The 18729-nt window shown below is 69.6% G+C and carries 14 protein-coding genes; 8 read left to right on the top strand and 6 right to left on the bottom strand.

What is annotated here, in order from left to right; genetic code table 11:
* Positions 1-3: 3 nt before the first annotated feature.
* Positions 4-1086, bottom strand: coding sequence for a Zn-dependent alcohol dehydrogenase (locus tag AWB92_RS24980; RefSeq protein ID WP_085190480.1), 1083 nt, complete (start codon positions 1084-1086; stop codon positions 4-6).
* 75 nt (positions 1087-1161) lie between these two features.
* On the opposite strand from AWB92_RS24980, the gene AWB92_RS24975 reads away from it, so the two are divergent.
* Complete coding sequence (locus tag AWB92_RS24975; protein WP_085190453.1) at positions 1162-2646, top strand: aldehyde dehydrogenase family protein; 1485 nt, start codon at positions 1162-1164, stop codon at positions 2644-2646.
* Here the strand turns inward: AWB92_RS24975 and AWB92_RS24970 are convergent.
* Complete coding sequence (locus AWB92_RS24970) at positions 2643-6113, bottom strand: AAA family ATPase (RefSeq protein ID WP_085190451.1); 3471 nt, start codon at positions 6111-6113, stop codon at positions 2643-2645. The genes AWB92_RS24975 and AWB92_RS24970 overlap by 4 nt on opposite strands.
* 331 nt (positions 6114-6444) lie before the next feature.
* Between AWB92_RS24970 and AWB92_RS24965 the strand changes: the two genes are divergently transcribed.
* Positions 6445-7980: a molybdopterin-dependent oxidoreductase gene (locus AWB92_RS24965; RefSeq protein WP_085190449.1), complete on the top strand. Its 1536-nt coding sequence runs from the start codon at positions 6445-6447 to the stop codon at positions 7978-7980.
* Between the two features lies 1 nt (position 7981).
* Here AWB92_RS24965 and AWB92_RS24960 read toward each other — a convergent pair whose 3' ends face one another.
* Together AWB92_RS24960 and AWB92_RS24955 are read right to left on the bottom strand one after the other, a co-directional pair.
* On the bottom strand, positions 7982-8182 hold the full coding sequence (locus tag AWB92_RS24960; RefSeq protein WP_068101948.1) for a hypothetical protein: 201 nt from the start codon (positions 8180-8182) through the stop codon (positions 7982-7984).
* A 9-nt stretch (positions 8183-8191) separates the two neighbouring features.
* Positions 8192-11368 carry an adenylate/guanylate cyclase domain-containing protein gene (locus AWB92_RS24955; protein ID WP_085190447.1) on the bottom strand — a complete coding sequence of 1059 codons (3177 nt, stop codon included), beginning with the start codon at positions 11366-11368 and terminating at the stop codon, positions 8192-8194.
* A gap of 183 nt (positions 11369-11551) precedes the next feature.
* Here AWB92_RS24955 and AWB92_RS24950 point away from each other — a divergent pair, with 183 nt between their 5' ends.
* The gene (locus AWB92_RS24950) at positions 11552-12790 is read left to right on the top strand and encodes a cytochrome P450 (RefSeq protein ID WP_085190445.1); all 1239 of its coding nucleotides are present in this window, start codon (positions 11552-11554) and stop codon (positions 12788-12790) included.
* Between the two features lie 3 nt (positions 12791-12793).
* On the opposite strand, the gene AWB92_RS24945 is transcribed toward AWB92_RS24950, so the two are convergent.
* Positions 12794-13042 (bottom strand): hypothetical protein, encoded by a 249-nt coding sequence (locus AWB92_RS24945; protein WP_085190443.1) that lies wholly within the window; start codon positions 13040-13042, stop codon positions 12794-12796.
* Between the two features lie 268 nt (positions 13043-13310).
* On the opposite strand from AWB92_RS24945, the gene AWB92_RS24940 reads away from it, so the two are divergent.
* The 5 genes from AWB92_RS24940 (at position 13311) to AWB92_RS24920 (ending at position 18156) form a co-directional block, all read left to right on the top strand.
* Positions 13311-13574 carry an antitoxin gene (locus AWB92_RS24940; RefSeq protein ID WP_085190441.1) on the top strand — a complete coding sequence of 88 codons (264 nt, stop codon included), beginning with the start codon at positions 13311-13313 and terminating at the stop codon, positions 13572-13574.
* Positions 13571-13966 (top strand): type II toxin-antitoxin system VapC family toxin, encoded by a 396-nt coding sequence (locus AWB92_RS24935; RefSeq protein ID WP_085190438.1) that lies wholly within the window; start codon positions 13571-13573, stop codon positions 13964-13966. The genes AWB92_RS24940 and AWB92_RS24935 overlap by 4 nt, the downstream gene beginning before the upstream one ends.
* Positions 13967-14033: 67 nt before the next feature.
* Positions 14034-15224: an amidohydrolase family protein gene (locus tag AWB92_RS24930; RefSeq protein ID WP_085190437.1), complete on the top strand. Its 1191-nt coding sequence runs from the start codon at positions 14034-14036 to the stop codon at positions 15222-15224.
* An 11-nt stretch (positions 15225-15235) separates the two neighbouring features.
* Complete coding sequence (locus AWB92_RS24925) at positions 15236-16957, top strand: amidohydrolase family protein (protein ID WP_085190435.1); 1722 nt, start codon at positions 15236-15238, stop codon at positions 16955-16957.
* Complete coding sequence (locus tag AWB92_RS24920) at positions 16954-18156, top strand: cytochrome P450 (RefSeq protein WP_085190433.1); 1203 nt, start codon at positions 16954-16956, stop codon at positions 18154-18156. Before AWB92_RS24925 ends, AWB92_RS24920 begins: the two co-directional genes overlap by 4 nt.
* Here AWB92_RS24920 and AWB92_RS24915 read toward each other — a convergent pair.
* Positions 18143-18670, bottom strand: a complete 528-nt coding sequence (locus AWB92_RS24915; RefSeq protein WP_241523571.1) for a TetR-like C-terminal domain-containing protein — start codon at positions 18668-18670, stop codon at positions 18143-18145. The genes AWB92_RS24920 and AWB92_RS24915 overlap by 14 nt on opposite strands.
* Positions 18671-18729: the final 59 nt, after the last annotated feature.

Genomic DNA, 18729 nt, shown 5'->3' with positions numbered 1-18729 from the left:
GGATTACGCGAAGCACACCACGCTGCGCGCGCCGCGCCCCGCGGACATGTCGGTGAACGCCGCCTCCACGTCATCGATGCCGATCCGCCGCGTCACCAACGCTTCGAGGTCGAGGTTGCCGCGTTGGGCCAGCGCGGCCAGCACCGGGATGTCGCGCGCCGGGTCGCTGGCGCCGTAGACGCTGCCCTGGATCGCCTTGCCGTCGGCCATCAACGACAGCGCGGGAAACGTCACCTCCTCGGCGATCCCGGCGGCACCCACCAGAGTCACCTTGCCGCCGCGGCGGGTGGCCTCGTAGGCCAGGCGCATGGTGGCGGGCTTGCCCACCACCTCGATCCCGTGGTCGACCCCGAGGCCGCCGGTGAGGTCGCGCACCGCGGCGACGACGTCGGCCTCGCTGGCGTCGATGGTGTCGGTCGCCCCGTTGGCCAACGCGGCCGGAAGCTGGCCCACGGCTCGATCGGCGGCGATGATCGGCGCCGCGCCAGCCAGCCGCGCACCCTGGATGGCGGCCAAACCCACACCGCCGCAACCGATCACGAGCACGCTCTCCCCCGGGCGCACGGCCGCGGTGCGCATCACCGCGCCGACCCCGGTGGTGACCCCGCAACCCAGCAGCGCCGCGAGGTCGAGCGGCAGCGACTCGTCGACCCGCACCACCGCCGCGGCCGGCAACAGCGTCTCCTCAGCCAGCGACCCGACGCCCATTCCCGGCCACACCGGCGCGCCGGCGCCCTCGGCGTACGGGCCGCCGTAGGCGTGGTCGTAGCCGTGCACACACAGCTGAGCCTCGCCGCGCAGGCAATGCGGGCAAGAACGGCACGGCACGTTCCACGTCAGCACCACGTGGTCCCCCGGGCTGACGGTGGTGACGTCGGCGCCCACCTCGGCGACGATCCCCGCGCCCTCGTGCCCGAGCGTCGACGGCAGCAGCGTCGGTATAGCCCCGTCGCGCAACGACAGATCGCTGTGGCATACCCCGCTGGCGTGCAGCCGCACCCGGACCTCGTGGCCGGCCAGCGGCCGCAGCGCGAGCTCCTCCACCGCCGTGGGCTGCCCGACCTCCCGCAGCACGACGGCTTTCATCGGACCAAAAATGTGATCGGCGTCATAGCGATTTACCATGGCTGGACAACCGCACCGGGTCAAGGGAGACGGGCGATGACAACTACGGTCCACAAAGCGCCGGCGACCGATTCGGTCCTGACCATCGGCGGCCAGCCGCAGGAAGGCGCCGCGGGAACCTACCCGGTGCACAACCCGGCCCGCCCGGCCGAGATCGTCGGCCACGCACCCGCCGCCGACCGCGCCCAACTGGACGCCGCGGTGTCCGCGGCAAGGCGGGCGGCCCCGGAATGGCGGAAGCTCGGGGTCGCGGAGCGGGTCGCCGCCATTTCGGTCGCCGCGGCCACGGCCGCCGAACAGCTGGCCGCCCGCGACGGCGCGCGGCTCTACACCCGCGAGCACGGCAAGGTGCTCACCGAGGCGAACTTCGAGATCAGCACCGGTCCGGGCCTCGCCGCGCTGATCGGCTCGATGGCCGAGGCGGCGCTGGCCCAAGAGCAGGTCGACCCCGGCTCCGTTTATCCACGGCTGCACCGGGAGCCGTTCGGCGTGGCCGCGCTGGTGCTGCCGTTCAACTGGCCGCTGGCGCTGACGATGACGAAGCTCGCGTCGGCGCTGACGGCGGGCAACACCGCCGTCGTCAAGGTGCCGCCGAGCTGTCCGCTCGCGGCGCTGCAGCTGGCCGGGGCGGTAGCCGCGGCGCTGCCGCCGGGCGTGGTGAACGTCCTTTCCGGACCGGGCAGCGAGCTGGCCCAGGCGCTGGTCACCCACCCGGGCATCGACCTGATCTCGCTGACCGGCGGCGTCGCCACCGGGCGCGCCGTCATGGCCGCCGCCGCGGCGCGCCTCACCCCGGTGCTGCTCGAGCTCGGCGGCAACGACGCCGCGATCATCGCCCCGGACATCGAGGTCACCGACGAGCTGGTGGAGCGGCTGGTGACGGCTACCTATACCACCGGCGGCCAGGTCTGCATGGCGATCAAGCGGCTGTACGCGCCCGCCGGAAAGGTCGGCGAACTGGCCGAGGCGGTGCTCGCTCGCTGCGAGCGCGAGGTAATCGGCGACGGCCTCGCCGACGAGACCACGCTCGGTCCGCTGCACACCGCCGCCGGGCGCGACAGGGTTGCCGCCCTTGTCGGCGACGCCGAGGCCCAGGGCGCGTCGGTGCGCACCGCGGGGCGGATCCGCGACGCAGACGCCGACTCCGGTGGCTACTTTGCGCTGCCGACCGTCGTCACCGACCTCGCCGCCGATTCGCGGCTGGCCACCGAGGAGCAGTTCGGTCCGGTGCTGCCGATCTTCGGCTACGACGACATCGACGACGCCGTAACCGCGGCCAACGCAACAGAATTCGGCCTCACCGCCTCGGTGTGGACCGGGGACGACGCGCTGGCCGACCGGATCACGGGCCGGCTGGTCGCGGGCACGGTCAGCGTCAACTGCCATGGCCTGGCCGCCCAAGACCCGCGCCTGCCGTTCGGCGGCTGCGGCCAGTCGGGGCTCGGCCGGGAACTCGGCGTCGACGGGATCCGGGCGTTCACCCAGCCGCGGACGTTCGTCCGGCATCCGGTGCCGAGCTAGCCGCTACCGGCGATCGGCAGTCCCGGGCACAGCTTGACGTAGCCCATGTCGGGCGACACCCAGTCGCGCCACTGCTGGCGGCTCATGTTCGAAGTCAGCTTGGCGCACAGCATCTCCGGCGACGCATCCGCCGGCCATAGCCGCACCGTGGTGTCGGCGCCCGCGGAGGCCAGCCGTTGCCCGTCGGGGCTGTACGCCACGCTGAGCACCGGGCCGGTGTGGCCCTCGAGGTAGGCCCCGAACGGCTGGCCGGTGGTGGCATCCCAAAGTTGCAGCGTGCCTTCGCTTTCCGCGGTGGCCAGCCGCCGTCCGTTGGGACTGAAGGCCACGGCGTTCACGGTGTCGCCGGTTCCTCTCAAGGGGTCGCCGACCGGTTGTCCGGTTCCCGCGTCCCAAAGCCGCACGGTCTGGTCGCCGCTCGCGGTGGCCAGCCGGCGACCGTCCGGGCTGAACGCCACGCTGAACACCGGGCCGGCGTGGTCGGCGAGGACGGCGAGCGATTGGCCGGTGCCCGCATCCCAGAGCCGCACCGTCTGGTCGACACTGGCCGAGGCCAGCCGGCGTCCGTCGGGGCTGAACACCACGCTGTCCACCCTGCGGGTGTGGCCGGTGAGGGCGATCGACTTACCGGTGGCGGCGTCCCACAGCCGCACCGTCTGGTCGTCGCCGGCCGACGCCAACTGGCGGCCGTCGGGGCTGAACGCCACGCTGAGCACGGGGCCGGTGTGGCCGCGCAGCGGCGCGCCCACCGGTTGGCCGGTCCCGGCGTCCCACAGCCGCACCGTCTGGTCGTCGCCCGCCGAGGCGACGCGCCGCCCGTCGGGGCTGAACGCCACGCTGTTCACGTTGCCGGTGTGGCCGCGCAGCGGCGCGCCGACCGGTTGGCCGGTCCCGGCGTCCCACAGCCGCACCGTCTGGTCGTCGCTGGCCGAGGCCAGGCGGTGTCCGTCGGGGCTGAACGCCACACTGTTCACTTTGCTGGTGTGGCCGACCAGCGGTGAGCCGAACGGCTGGCCGGCGTCCCACAGCCGGACCGTGGCGTCGCTGCTTGCGGTGGCCAGCCGGCGCCCGTCGGGGCTGAACATCACGCCGTTCACGATGCCGCTGTGGCCGACGAGCAACGGGCCGCGGTCATGGCCGGCGTCGGCGTCCCATAGCCGCACGGTCTGGTCGGCGCTCGCGCTGGCCAGCCGGTGTCCCGCGGGGTCGAACGCCACGCCCTGCACCGGCCCGGTGTGACCGGTGAGGGGCGCGCCGACCGGTTGACCGGTGTCGGCGTCCCAGATCCGGACCGTCGTATCCATGCTCGCGGAAGCCAGCCGGTGCCCGTCGGGGCTGAACGCGACGCTGAGCACCGGGCCGATGTGCCCGACGAGGGGGGCGCCGATCGGTTGGCCGGTCCGGGCGTCCCACAGGCGCACGGTCTGGTCGTCGCTCGCGGTCGCCAGCCGCTGCCCATCGGGGCTGTACGCCACGCCGACCACCGAACCCGTGTGGCCGACGAGCCGGGGACCGGGCGTGTAGCCGGCCCGGACATCCCACAGCTGCACGGTGCGATCGCTGCTCGCGGAGGCCAGCCAGTTCCCGTCCGGGCTGAACGCCACCCCGAGCGCCGAACCGGTGTGACCGCGCAGCGGCGCGCCGACCGGTTGGCCCGTCTCGGCGTCCCAGATTCGGACCGTCTTGTCCATGCTCGCGGAAGCCACTCGGCGCCCGTCCGGGCTGAACGCCACGCCGATCACGTTGTCCTGATGACCGGTCATCGCCGCGCCGACCTGTTGACCGGTCTCGGCGTTCCACACCCGCACTGTCTTGTCGAGGCCGACGCTGGCAAGCCGGCGCCCGTCGGAGCTGAACGCCACACCGTTCACCGCGCCGGTGTGCCCGGTGATGATTTTGAGGGTGCTGGCTCGTTGGGCCACCGCGGTGTAGAGCGGGCCGTCGTCGGCGGGAGTGAGCAGGGCGCGCGCGGCGAGGATCTGCTGGAAGGCGCGCGCGTCCCCGCCGGGCTGGGTGCCGGCCAGCATGTCCTGCGCCTCGGCGATCAGGATCTGCCGCTGGGTGAGCAGCTTCTGGTGCAGCTGGCTCTGCGCCTCGTGTCGCGCTTGGACGGCCTGCACACCGAGCATCACGGCGACGAGGGCGACGACGGCGGTGACCGCCAGCGCGGCAGCGAGGATCTGTAGCCGTTTCCGTAGGGCAGCCGCGCGCCGCTGGGCGGCTTCGAGTCCAACTTGCGGGCCGTCGGCACGGGATGCCAAGGCGGCCTTGGTCTTTCCCGTGCGTCGCCGGTCTCGGTGTTCGCGGACCGCGTCGGTGAGCACATCGTGCGTGAGTTCGATGCGCTGCGCGCCGTAGTGTTCCTGCAGCCGTAGCAGCCGCGACCCGATCAGCCGGGACAGTTCGTCCTCGGTCAGCCGCGAAGGCACCGCTTCCTCGCGGACATAGCTGTCGCGGAATCCCTTCTCGGTAATGAGCTCGGACTCGATGAACTGCGCGACGCGCGGGGGAAGGTCGCGCACGCACGACAGGTAGTAGTTCGACAGGATGTCTCGTCTGGCGTCCTGGACCAGCCGGTCGTCGAAGTGGCTCTGCCCACGCCGCTTCCGCTCCTCGTTGAGCTCGCGGCAGAACAAGCTGAGCAGCGCGGGTTCGACCTCCAGGGCGTCGAATTCGTCAGTGGGACGATCGACATCGGCAAACGGGACGCCGCGGGCGCGGTGCAGGTCCTCGCCGGCGACGATCCCCACCACCCGGCGCGCAAGCGGACGGGGCATCAACTCTTCGGCTGGTTTGTACACCGCGTCGACTGCCTCGCTCGTCCCCATCGGCAACAGGCGCATCCGCGACTGCCCGAGCGACGGGATGAGCTGGCGCCAGTCGTCGAGATCCGGGACAGATTCCTCCCGCAGGCAGAGCAGTAACTTGTAGCTGCCCTTCCGTTCGGCCAGCTCACCGAGCTCATCCCTGAATTCCCGAACGAGATCGGCAACCCGCTGAGCGGGCATAACGAGTTCCTCGAACTGGTCGACAACGATCACCGGCGTCAGTAGCTCGCCCCGCTCGCTTCGGAGCTCGAAGTCGTCGCGACGCAGATATTCCGAAAGAGATTCATCCTCCGCAGGCAGCACCGGATCGGGCACCTCGGCCCGAATCGAGTCGAACAGCGATTGCCGCAATTGACGAGTCAGCGGTGCGGCGCCCGGCGCAACGTCAAGGCGCACATAGACCGGCAGAAAGCCGTTGTCGCGCAGCAACGGGAACAGCCCCGCGCGCAGCAACGACGTCTTGCCGACGCCGGACCGCCCGTACAACAGGGTGATCGGAGCGTCGAGAACGCAGCTCAGCAGCGTCGTCGATTCGTGGCCACGCCCGTGGAAGAACGCACTCCCGTATTCCTCGAACGACTCGAGCCCCGGCCACGGGTTTTCGCTGTCGAGCTGTTCGGTCGCCGTCGCGCGCGTCATGCCGCGTCGCCAAACGCCAAGCGCCCGAAGACATCCGGAGCCCGCAGCGCTGCGCGCTCCGCAGTCGCCAAGACAACCGGAATCGACGAACGGATCGTTCGGCGGATCGCGGTCAAGTCTTACGCTCCCATGCGTCCCCCGGGCCTACAAAAGCCCAAGATATGCGGATGGCCAGGGTGTCGGAGGCTAAATCACTTTTTTCATATCTGCAAGCCCGAGCGGGTATCTCGGCTGCTTCTAGACTAGCCGTCCGGCGGGTCACCGGTTTTCCTGCACGGCAAGGTCTTTGCCGCCCTCCGGATTGGGCGGCGAACGCGGGTAGAGTGGCTCGATGGCCGTCGCCCCGTCGAATGAGCGGATGATCGCGGGCGTCGCCGCCGCGTCCGTCTCGCTCGGGGTGGCCCAGCTGGTGGGCATCCCATTCGGCGCGCAGGCCGACGCGCGTGCCGCGATCGGCGCGGTGGCCGTGGACATGACACCGGGGCCCGTCAAAGAATGGGCGATTCAGACCCTCGGCTCCCTGGACAAGCCCTTTGTCGCCGTCGTCGTGCTCATGGCGATCGCCACGATCGCCGCCATCGCGGGGAGCTTCGAGACTGCCCGCTGGCCCGTCGGGAGCGTCACGATCGCAGCGGCGGGCGTCCTTGGATGCCTCGCGGTGTTGTCACGCCCGGGCGCGACGGCCGTCGACACGATCCCGACGCTGGTCGGCGCCGCCTGCGGCGTCGCGACCCTTCGTTTGCTGACCCGTCGGATCCGGTCGGGGTCCGACGACGGGGCCACCGACGACCCGGACGCGGGCAGGCGCAGGCTGCTCATGCTGGGGCTGCTCGGATTCGGAGTGGTGAGCGGCGTGGCGGGTGCGGTCATCACGCGGTTGGCGCATTCGGTGGCCGCCGACCGCACCGGCTTTGCGCTTCCCCGCCCGCGCACACCGGCGCCACCGATACCCACCGACGTGCAACCGAACGGCGTTGCGCTGCCGAGCTTTATCACGCCCAGCGCCGACTTCTACCGCGTGGACACCGCACTGACCGTACCCCAGCTCAGCCACGGCGACTGGCGGCTGCGCGTTCACGGCATGGTGAACCGCGAAACCACCTACAGCTTCGACGACCTGGCCCGCTTCGACGTCGTCGAAACGGTGACGACGCTGACCTGCGTATCGAATCCGGTTGGCGGAAACCTGATTTCGACCGGCGTCTGGGCCGGCTACCGGGTGGCCGATCTGCTCGCCGCGGCCGGGGTGCACGCGGACGCCGACATGGTGCTCTCGACGTCGATCGACGGGTTCACCGCGGGCACGCCCGTTCAGGCGCTCACCGATGGCCGCGCGGCGCTGCTGGCGGTGGGCCTGAACGGTCAGCCGCTCCCGATCGAGCACGGCTACCCGGCCCGGCTGGTGGTACCCGGGCTCTACGGCTACGTGTCGGCGACCAAATGGGTCGTCGACGTGGAGCTGACCCGCTTCGACAGAGCGAAGGCGTACTGGACGCGGCAGGGCTGGGCGCCGCGCGCGCCCATCAAGACCGAGTCGCGGATCGATGTGCCGAAGGATGGTCAGCAGGTGCCCGTGGGCCCCGTGGTCTTCGGCGGTGTCGCGTGGGCACAGAATCGCGGCGTGCGGGCGGTCGAGGTCCTCATCGACGACGGGGTCTGGCAGGCCGCCGAGCAGGGCGCCAGTTATTCCAACGACACGTGGCGGTTGTGGCGCTTTCCGTGGCAGGCGAAAAGCCCTGGGAAGCACACCATCTCCGTGCGTGCCACCGACAACACCGGGGCCACCCAAACGGCCGATCGGGTCGGTAGCGTCCCGGACGGCGCCACCGGCTGGCACACGGTCGACTTCACCGTCGTGCTGGCGTGAACTACTTTGCCGAAAGCTTCCGCCAGCTGAACACCACGATCGCGAGGCCGACCAGCACCGTGATGGGCCCGATGATCGACCAGGTCGTCGTGTTGCTCATCGGGCTACCGAGGAGCACGCCAAAACCCTGCAGCGCCCAGATCAGACCGAACAGCGCGACGATTACCCCGAATGCCAACGTGACGACGAAAGTCCTTCGCATACAGGCAGGCTACGCCGGTGCACTCATAGCGTCGGCCGTCGCGATGTGCCCGTCGAAGCCCAACGTCGTCGCCAGATCGCGGTAGCGACCCACGGACTCACGATATGCCCCGTCATGGCCGCGGGCGCGCGCAACCAGCGCCCGCATGCGCAGCAAAGTGAGTTCGTTGACGACGAATCCCGGCTCGACCGGCGTGGCCGCCAGCCGGTCGATCACCGTCTGCGCCTCGTCCACGTCGGTGTCGTTGCCGCGCAACAACAAAGCGGAAACGAGCGCGGCACTGGCGGCGCCGCGCACCAGCATCTCTCCGGATTCGGTCAGCTCGTTCACCGTCGCGCGGGCAATCGCGATGGCATCGTGGACCTCGCCGGCGTCGGCCTTCAACTCGGCGATGCGAATGTCGGCCATCGCCACACCGAGCAGGTTGCGCTGCCGCAGCTGGGCCTCGCGTCCTTCGCGCAGCACGTCCAACCCGGTGTGCACATCCGCCGGCGCCGCGTGGGTCAACAGCAGCCCGTGGGCTACCTGCGCGAGCGCGACGGCAACGTCCTCCCCGGACCTTTCGGCGTTGCCGAGCACGTCGGCCGTTTCGGCAAGTGCGGCGGCATCCGGCAACAGCAAGCCGTTCGTGACGGCGACGGTGTAGCCGTAAGTGATCACGATTACGAGACCGGAGGGCCCGCGCAGGCCTTGCTGTATCGAGATGGCGCGTTTGAAGTCGGCGCGCCAGGACCGCTCACCGAGCGCCGCGCGAGCATGGGCGCGGTAGATGAGCGCGACCGCCAGCGGGGATCCCAGCCCGGATACGTTGCCCTTCGAGCCGTCTTCGCCGACCAGCTCGATCACTCGCTGCGCTACGCGCAGCGCCTCGGCCGCTTCGCCCGCATGGAGCTTGGCGAACATCCCCGCGGACATCACCGCGAAGTGGTTCATCTGGTCGTCCGCCGAATCGAACAGGGCGATCTGCTCCGACGCCAGCCGGGCCGATTCGTGATGGCGATTGGCCGAGGTCAACGACAACATCACGCCCGACAGGCTGGCCACCAGCGAGACCCGGTTGCCGGATGCGGTGCACAACTCACGCAGCTCCGCGAATCCGGTCTCCTCGGCGCTACCGCCCACCCGCCACGTGCTGTAGCACAGCATTGTCCTGGGGTGGATCTGCAGCGCGACGCGCTCTGGGAGCTCCGGAGGCAGTGCGTCTGCGACCGCGCGGGCCCGCTCCCAGCTGCGCCGCGCAGCGACGATATCCCTGGCCATCAACCACGCGCCGGCCCGCATGTGCTGCGCGTAGGCGCCGAGCGAATCGCCGGCGGCCTCCAGATGTTCGGCTATCAACGCGGCGTTCTCGTCGGCCGATCCCGGATCGTGTGCTCCCATCGCCGCGGCCAACCGGCGATGCAGCGCGGCGCGGTCGGACTTCAACTGCGATTCATAGGCCACCGCGCGGACGAGGGGATGGCGAAACGCGTACTCGATGCGCGGCGCCGAAGCCACTTGCTCCATGAGGTCGGCCTCGATCAGCGGGGCGACTTGCGGGCCGTCCACAACGCCGGCCAACAGGTCGGCGTCGAGCCGCGATCCGATCACCGCTGCGGCGTTCAGGGTTCGTTTTGCCCTGGCATCAAGGCGGTCGATGCGGGCCGCGAGCGTCGCATACAGGCTCGCCGGAACCGTCACGTCGGCGATGTCGCTGGTGCTGCGGTAGCCGCCGCGCTCGCCCTCGAGCACACCGCGTTCGGCGAGGTCGCGCACCATCTCCTGGACGAAGAAAGGGTTGCCTCCCGCCCGCTCCGAAATCAGCTCATTGATGGCCGTAACCGACGGATCCGGCCCCAACAGCTGACCCAGCAATGCGCCGGTCTCTGCGCCACTGAGCGGAGCGAGTGAAATGGTCTGCGCACCAGGCGCATCGAACAACGGTCCGATGTATTCGGGCCGGTAGGTGATCAACACAGCGGAGGGCGTCTGGCGAACGACGCTCAGAAACTCACCGAACATCGACTCGCTGACGCGGTCGATCCAGTGTGCGTCTTCGACGACGTACAGCGCCGCCGTGGTTTGCGCCAGCCATGCCGAGCGGAGTAGGGCGGTCAGCCGTCGTCGCCGCGCGTCGGGGTCGACGTCCGGGAGCGTTGCCTCAGGGTCCCGTATGCCTAGCAGGTCGTCCAACAGCAGCAGATCTTCGGCGTCGCCGGTGGGAATGCAATCACGCACACGCGTCCGCGCCTTGGGGCTGTCGATGTCGTTGATTCCCAGGCGACTTCGCAGCAAGCCTGTCACCGCGTGGAACGGCACGTCGCTGGTGTGGGGCTCGCAGTAGGTTAGGAACACCTCAGCACCGAGGTTGCCGGCCAACGCGGCCGACTCGGCGACGATGCGGCTCTTGCCCATCCCCGGCGAGCCAAGGACGCCGATCACTCGTCCCGCGCCGCCGAAGGACTCCTCGAATATTTCACCGATGGTGCTCAGCTCCCATGTTCGCCCTACCAGCGTCGGGTCGTTTCGCCGGCTGTGCCGGTGCTCGAGGACGCCGACCAAGCGGCAGGCGGCCACCGGATCGCCGGCGCCCTTGATACGCACCATCTCCGGCGCGGCGAGCACCACGGCGTCCTCAACCAGCCGGGCAGTGGACAGGCTCAGCATCACACCACCGGGGGGCGCCGCCGACTCCATCCGCTGGGCCATCCCCACCTGCTCACCGATCGCCGTGTAACCCATTGCGCCCGCACCGATCTCACCCGCGATCACCTGGCCGGAGTTGAGGCCCACGCGCATCCGCAAGTTCACGCCGTCGTGGCGGCCGATGTCCTCGGCGAGGCCGGCAACCGCCTCCTGGATCCCCAGTCCGGCCAGGCAGGCTCGGAAAGCGTGGTTTTCCAACGCAATTGGCGCGCCGAACACTGCCATGATGCCGTCGCCGGTGAACTTGTCCACGGTCCCGCCGTAGCGCCGCACCACTGCCCCACAGCGGTCAACGAGTTCGGCCATGATCTCTCGCAGACGCTCGGCGCCCACGCGCGCTGCGATCTGCATCGATCCGACCACGTCGGCGAACAGAACGGTGACTTGCTTGTACTCGGCGCGGGTCTCGGCCTCGCCGACCGGTGAACCGCAACTATGGCAAAACCGCGCGTTCGCCAGACGCTCGGTGCCACATGTCCGGCACGCCGATGCGGTCGTCATCCGACCTCCGCCTGTCCCGCGCTCCCAGCATTTGCAGTGGTCCTCAAAGGATAGGCCGTGCTACGCGCGCTACCACCGCCGAAACGCACCGAAACTGAGGTAGCCGACTACGCGTGCGATGCGCTTCCCCGCGCCCAAGACTTCGTGGTGAGAGTAGTTCACCGACCACCTCTGGGGACCACCATGACCATCGCGGTTGATGCACCGATCCGCCCGAGCGTGTTCGAGGCCGGCCTCCCGAGGATCAACTACGAGCACTGCCAAAGCCCACACGAGGCGCACGAAATCCTCCGGGCAGCGCGATGCCAGGCGCCGATCGCCGTCAGCCCGCACGGGCCGGAGCTGCTGACCTACGAACTGGTCAGAAGCGTGCTGCGCGACCCCCGATTCCGGATGCCTCAGGGCATGTTCCTGGCCTCACAAGGCATCACCAGTGGGCCGTTGTGGGAGCGGGTGGCAGCCAGCCTGATCAGCCTCGACGGGCCCGAGCACCAACGGCTGCGACGACTGGTGTCCCAAGCCTTCACACCACGCGCCACCGCGCGGCTGCGCACGACGATCGTCGAGGTGATCACCGAACTGGTGGACCGCCACGCCGCTACGGGACGCTGCGAGGTGGTCGGCGAGATCGCTCGGCAATATCCGATCCCGATCATCTGCGCGCTGCTGGGCGCGCCGGCGGAGGATTGGCAGCTCTTCTCGGACTGGACCGACGACATCTTCAAGGCCTTCAGCTGGGACGTCGCCGCCCACGAGCGCACCATCCTGACCGCGTGGGAGGATCTCGACGCCTACATCGACGACATGGTCGCCCAGCGGCGCCACCGGCTGACCGATGACCTGATCTCCGATCTCATCCGGGCCGAGGACGACGGCGATCACCTCAGCGCCGACGAACTACGGATGCTGGCGGCCGGCCTGCTGATCGCCGGCACCGACACCACCCGCAACCAGCTGGCGGCCTCGGTGCAGGCGCTGTGCGAGCACCCCGGCCAGTGGGAGCTGCTGGCCCAGAATCCCGAGCTCGCCAACAAGGCCGTCGAAGAGACGATGCGCCACTCACCGATCGCGGCCGCCACGCTGCGCACCGCGCGCGAGGACGTCGAAATCGCCGGATTCATGATCTCGGCCGGCACGCTGGTCATCGCCAACACCGCCGCCGCGAACCGCGATCCCGCCATGTACGACGAACCCGACCGCCTCGACATCACCCGCGACGGCGCCCCGCCGATGCAGACGTTCGGCGCCGGCATGCACTACTGCCTGGGCGCCAACCTGGCCCGACTTGAGCTGGCCGAAGCACTCGCGATCATGACCCGGCGCATGCCCAACGCCCGCCTCGCCGGTCCGGCCCCATGGAAGCCCCTCAGCGGGCTGAGCGGACCCATGGCACTGCCGATCGAATTCGAGCCCGGGCATTAATCGCTATCGCGCGGTTCGGATGACGAACGCGTCGATGCTTTCGTCGTAACCGACCGTCTCGTCCACGAACAGTTCCCCCACCGTGTGGCCGTCCTCGGCAACCGCGATAAAGCGCGCTGCCTCCTCGTCGTATGTCACCGACCCTTGCACGAACATCGCCGCCACCTCGTGCCCGTCGGCTCCGAAAACGACAATCTTCAACCCTCCGGCATTCTTGACGTACTGCGCCGCTTCGGCACGGGTCTTGGCCATCGCTTGGGTTTCCTTTCTGCCGGCACTGTGGTCAATCCTCACGGCATCGCCTCGGCCCACTTCATCTGGCCTTCGAAGCCCAGCGATGTTGCCATGGCGCGGTAGCGGTCGCGGCCAGCGCGGTGCCGCACGCACCGCACGAGAGTCCCACCCTCGTCAGTGCACCGCGACGGTCGTTCTCCACCCGAATATCGTGTCATCCCTGGTCAAGGGGCCTCCGGCAGCGAAAGACGCGGCGCCAGCGGTATGAGTCATTTATACTCATACCATGAGTAAGCGGCTGCAGGTTCTTCTCGACGTGGACGAGTGGGACGAGCTGCAGAAAATCGCCCGCCGGCATCGCACAACCGTCTCGGAATGGGTGCGCCGCACCCTGCGCGAAGCCCGGGAACGGGAGCCAACCGGCGATCTCGACACCAAGTTGCGGGCCGTCCGAACCGCCGCGCGTCATGAGTTTCCGGCGCCTGGCATTGAGCAAATGCTCGAGGAGACCGAACGCGGATACATGGAGCCTCCTGAAGCTATCCAGTGATCTTCGTCGACACCAACATCCCCATGTACTTGGTGGGCGCCTCACGCCCACACAAGCTGAATGCGCAACGTCTGCTGGAATCCGCACTGTCGGCGGGCAACAGGCTTGTCACCGACGCCGAAGTGCTACAGGAAATCTGTCACCGATATGTGGTGATCGAGCGTCGCGAGGCGATCCAGCCGGCCTTTGACGCGATCCTCGGGGTGGTGGACGAGGTGCTGCCGATCGGGCACGCCGATGTCGAGCTCGCCAAGGACACGCTGTCGCGCTATCGAGGCCTCTCGGCGAGGGATGCATTGCACATCGCCATCATGACTCGCTACCACGTCGCTCAACTGATGAGCTTCGACCGCGGCTTCGACGCATATCCAGGCATCACGCGACTGGATTAGCCGCAACTTTGCTTTCATTGCATAGATAGCATTGACAGCGCCGGAAAACCGACGATAGTCATCAGGTATGGCGCTGCTGCCAGACCCTGATCCCCGGCAGCGACAGCACGTCGTGATCTCGGTGGACGACCACGTCATCGAGCCGCCCGACCTGTTCATCGGCCGGCTGCCCGCGGCGCTGTCCGACCGCGCCCCGAAGGTCGTCGAGACCGACGACGGGCGCCAGGTGTGGCGCTACGAGGGCCGCGAGTATCCCAACATCGGCCTCAACGCGGTGATTGGACGGCCCCGCGAGGAATGGAGCATGGAAGCCGCCCGGTTCGACGAAATGCGGCCCGGCTGTTGGGATGTCGACGCCCGGATCGCCGACATGGACCTCGCCGGCATCTGGGCATCGCTGAACTTCCCGTCGCTGATCGCCGGGTTCGCCGGCACCGTCTTCTGGAGGAGCGACGACCTGGAGCTGGGCCTGGCCACCCTGCGGGCCTGGAACGACTGGCACCTCGAGGCGTGGGCCGGCGCCTACCCCGACCGGATCATCCCGCTGCAGCTGCCGTGGCTGGCCGACCCCCAACTCGCACCCGAGGAGGTCCGCCGCAACGCCGCGCGCGGCTTCAAGGCCGTGAGCTTCCCCGAGCTGCCGGCCCAATGCGGGATCGGCAGCCTGCACAGCGGCGCGTGGGATCCGTTCTTCGCCGCCTGCGAGGAGACCGGCACCGTGGTGTGCCTGCACACCGGCTCCGCGCAGTGGGCGCCAATCCCCGCCCCGGACACGCCTTTTGAAACCATCACCACCCTGTTCCCGGTGAATGGTCTGGTCGCGTGCGCGGACATGCTGTGGTCGGGGATCCCGGTGCGGTTTCCCGGGCTCAACATCACGCTGGCCGAGGGCGGTCTCGGCTGGGCGGCCATGCTCGGCGACCGCGCCGATTACGTTCTGGCGCATTCCGCTTCGGGCCACGAGGGTGGTGCGTGGAAGAGCGACCTGCTGCCCAGCGAGGTGCTGCGGCGCAACTTCTGGTTCTGCTCGATCGACGACCCGCACGCGTTCGGCGCGCTCGACGCGATCGGGGCCGACCGCATCCTCGTCGAAAGCGACTACCCGCACGCCGACTCGACGTGGCCCGACACCCAAGAGGTGGTGGCGCGCAACGTCGCCGGCCTGTCGACGGAGGACGCGGCCCGGATCACCCACCGCAACGCCGCACAGTTGTTCGGCCACCCACTGCCCGACGACGGGTGGCTCGCCAGAACGTAGGAGGCCCGCACGTGCTTGACTTGTTGATCCGCGACGCCGAGATCGTCGACGGCACCGGCGCGCCCGCCCGCCACGGCGACGTCGGCGTCAGCAACGGGCGCATCGTCGCCGTCGGTGACGTCGACGACTTGGCCACCAAAACCGTTGACGCCCAAGGACAGACACTCGCGCCGGGGTTCGTCGACCTGCACACCCACTACGACGCGCAGCTGTTCTGGGACCCGACCGCCAGCCCGTCGGTGCAGCATGGCGTCACGACCGTCTTCGGCGGCAACTGCGGCTTCACGCTGGCGCCCGCGGCGCCCGACCAACACGACTACCTCACCCGGATGCTGGCGCGGGTGGAGGGGATGCCGCTGGACGCGCTGCGGGCCGGCCTGGACTGGGGCTGGGCATCGTTCGGCGACTGGCTGGGCCGCCTCGATGGCCACACCGCGGTCAATGCCGGTTTCCTGGTTGGCCATTCGGCGCTGCGGCTGGCCGCGATGGGCCAGGACGGGGTGGGCCGCCGAGCGACCGCAAACGAGATCCAACGGATGGTCGCGGTGCTGCACGACGCGCTGGGCGCCGGCGCGCTCGGGCTGTCGACCTCGCAGTCACCCACCCACAACGACGGTGCCGGGCAACCGGTTCCGTCGCGCAGCGCTTCGCGCGACGAGCTGGTGACGCTCGCGGGCGCGCTGCGCGACCATCCGGGCACCACACTGGAGGCCATCATCCCCGGCTGCCTGTCCGGCTTCACCGACGAGGACATCGCGCTGCTGACCGACATGTCGGTGGCCGCGGACCGCCCGCTGAACTGGAACCTGCTCGGCGTCTCGGCGGCCAACCCGGCCGGGCACGAAAAGCAGTTGCGCGCCTTCGACGCCTCGGCCCAACGCGGCGGCCGGGTGGTGGCACTCACCCTGCCGCAGGCCATGAAGATCCGGCTGTCGTTCCTGTCCGGCTTCGTGCTCGACGGGCTACCCGGCTGGCGCGACACGATGCACCTGCCGGTGCCCGAACGCCTTGTCGCGCTTGCCGATCCGCAGGTGCGCCGCCGCCTCGCCGAGGGCGCCGCCTCGAAGGAGGCTGGCATGCTGCGCGGCCTGGCGCAATGGGACCGGCTCGTCATCGTGGAGACGTTCGCCCCGGAGAACGCCGACGCGACCGGGCGCAGCGTCGGCGCGATCGCCGCCGACCGGGGTGGCGAGCCCTTCGACACGCTGCTGGACATCGTGATCGCCGACGAGCTGCGCACCGGCCTGTCCCCGCCGCTGACCGGTGACGACGCGGCCGACTGGCGGGCGCGCGCCGAAGTGTGGCGCCACCCGGGCGCGGTGATCGGCGGCTCGGACGCCGGGGCCCACCTCGACATGATGTGCGGCGCCATCTACACAACGTCGTTGCTGGGCCGGGGCGTCCGCGAGCATCAGGTCGTGACGCTCGAGGAGGCCGTCCGGCTGATCACCGACGTGCCGGCCCGGTTTTACGGGCTGACCGAACGCGGCCGCATCGAGCCCGGCTGGCATGCCGACCTGGTGCTGTTCGACCCGGCCACGGTCGACCACGGGCCCGAGCGCACCCGCTACGACCTGCCCGCCGGCGCGCCGCGGCTGGTCGCCGACGCCTACGGGATCACCTCGGTGCTGGTCGGTGGCGTCGAGGTGTGCCGTGACGGCGTCGCCACCGGCGCCCTGCCCGGCAAGGTGTTGCGGTCCGGACGCGACACCGAGACGGTCAAAGCCTCGTGACGACCCAGGACCCGGCCGACCTGCAGGCCGGGCTGCTCCTGCAGGTCGAGAATGTGCACGAGCGGCTGCGCGAAGCCCGCGACCAGCACCGGGTGATGATCGGCAACCCCTTCGCCGAGGTCAGTGCCCCGCAGGTGGGTGAGCTCGGCGTGACCGTCCTGGGGTACGAGGAGTGCCAGACGGTGCTCACCCACCCCGACGCCTTCTCGTCGTCGATCTATGACCAGATCATGGGCCCGGTCATGGGCGTCACGCTGCTCGAGCTCGAGGGGGCCGAGCACCGGGCCAGCCGGGCGCTGGTGTCGCCGTCGTTCCGCACGGCGCTGCTGGAACGCTGGCGCGCCGAGCTCGTGGAGGTGGTCGTCCACGAGCTCATCGACCGGTTCGCGCCGCGCGGGCGAGCCGAGCTGGCCCGCGAGTTCACCTTCGCGTTTCCGGTCCAGGTCATCGCCCGGATCATGGGCCTGCCGCGCCAGGACTACCCGCGCTTCCAGCGGCTGTCGATCGAGTTGCTCAACGTGGTCTACGACTGGGAACGCGGGCTCGCCGCATCGGCGGAGCTGAAGGCCTACCTCGCGGAGATCCTCGCCGAACGGCGGCGCCGCCCGCAGGACGACCTGATCAGCACGCTGGCGGAGTCCGAGATCGACGGCGCCCGTCTGACCGACGACGAGATCTTCGCGTTCCTGCTGCTGATCCTGCCGGCCGGCGTCGAGACGACCTACCGCGCCTCGGGCAACCTGCTGGTGGCACTGCTCACGGAGCCGGCCCTGCTGGCGGAGCTGCGGGCCGACCGCGGCATGCTGCGCGGCGCCTTCGAGGAGGCGCTGCGCTGGGAGCCACCGATCACCACGGTGGTACGACGGGCGGTCCGGGACTGCGAGCTCGGCGGGATCGCGATCCCGGCGGGCGCGACCGTCAGCGTCAGCGTCGCCGCCGCCAACCGCGACCCGGCGCGCTACCCGGACCCGGACCGCTTCGACCCCACCCGCAAGAACATCGCCCACCTGACCTTCGGGGGCGGACCGCACCTGTGCCTGGGCATGCACCTGGCACGGATGGAGGGGACGGTCGCCATCGGCGCGCTGCTCGACCGACTGGGAGACCTGAGGCTGGACCCGACCGCCCCGGTACCGCACGTCGTGGGCGTCGCGTTTCGCTCGCCGGCCGCGCTGCCGGTCGAGTTCACTCCCGCTTGACCAGCGCGTGCCAGGCCATATCGGCGATCGCCTCGCAGTAGCGATCGTCGATAGGTAAATCGGAGTAAAGGACGCGAACGTTCAACGGCGCCAGCACGACTTGCACGGCCGCCAAAGTGTTCACCCCGGCGCGCAGTTCGCCGCGTTCCCTCGCTCGGTCGATGACCGCGCGCAAGGCGTTAAAACGTGCCTGCCACACCAGCATTCGGGTTTCTTCGTCGTGATGGCCGGGACGTTCCATGACGAGCGCCCGCGTGAAGGCGCGGCCCTCCTCGGAGTTGAGCCGCGCGATCGCTCTGCGCGCGAACGCCAGCAGGTCTGAACGCAACGAACCGGTGTCCGGTACCGCACTGAAGGCCTCGGCGTCGGCGAGGGCCGCATCGACGATGAGTCGCTGCCGGCTGCCCCAGTAGCGGTAGACCAGCGCGGGATCGAGGTGATGGCGCTCCGCCATCGCCTCGATGCTGAACCGCTCCACACCCCAGCGGACAAGCTCATCGAGCGCCGCCGGCATCACCCGCGCCCGGACATCGGCGGGAACGGGCTCATCGAGTGGCTGAGACGGCTGCATCC

The organism is Mycobacterium sp. IEC1808 (assembly GCF_002101935.1).
Classification (GTDB): Bacteria; Actinomycetota; Actinomycetes; order Mycobacteriales; family Mycobacteriaceae; genus Mycobacterium.
This window is presented reverse-complemented; position numbering and strand designations above follow the sequence as displayed.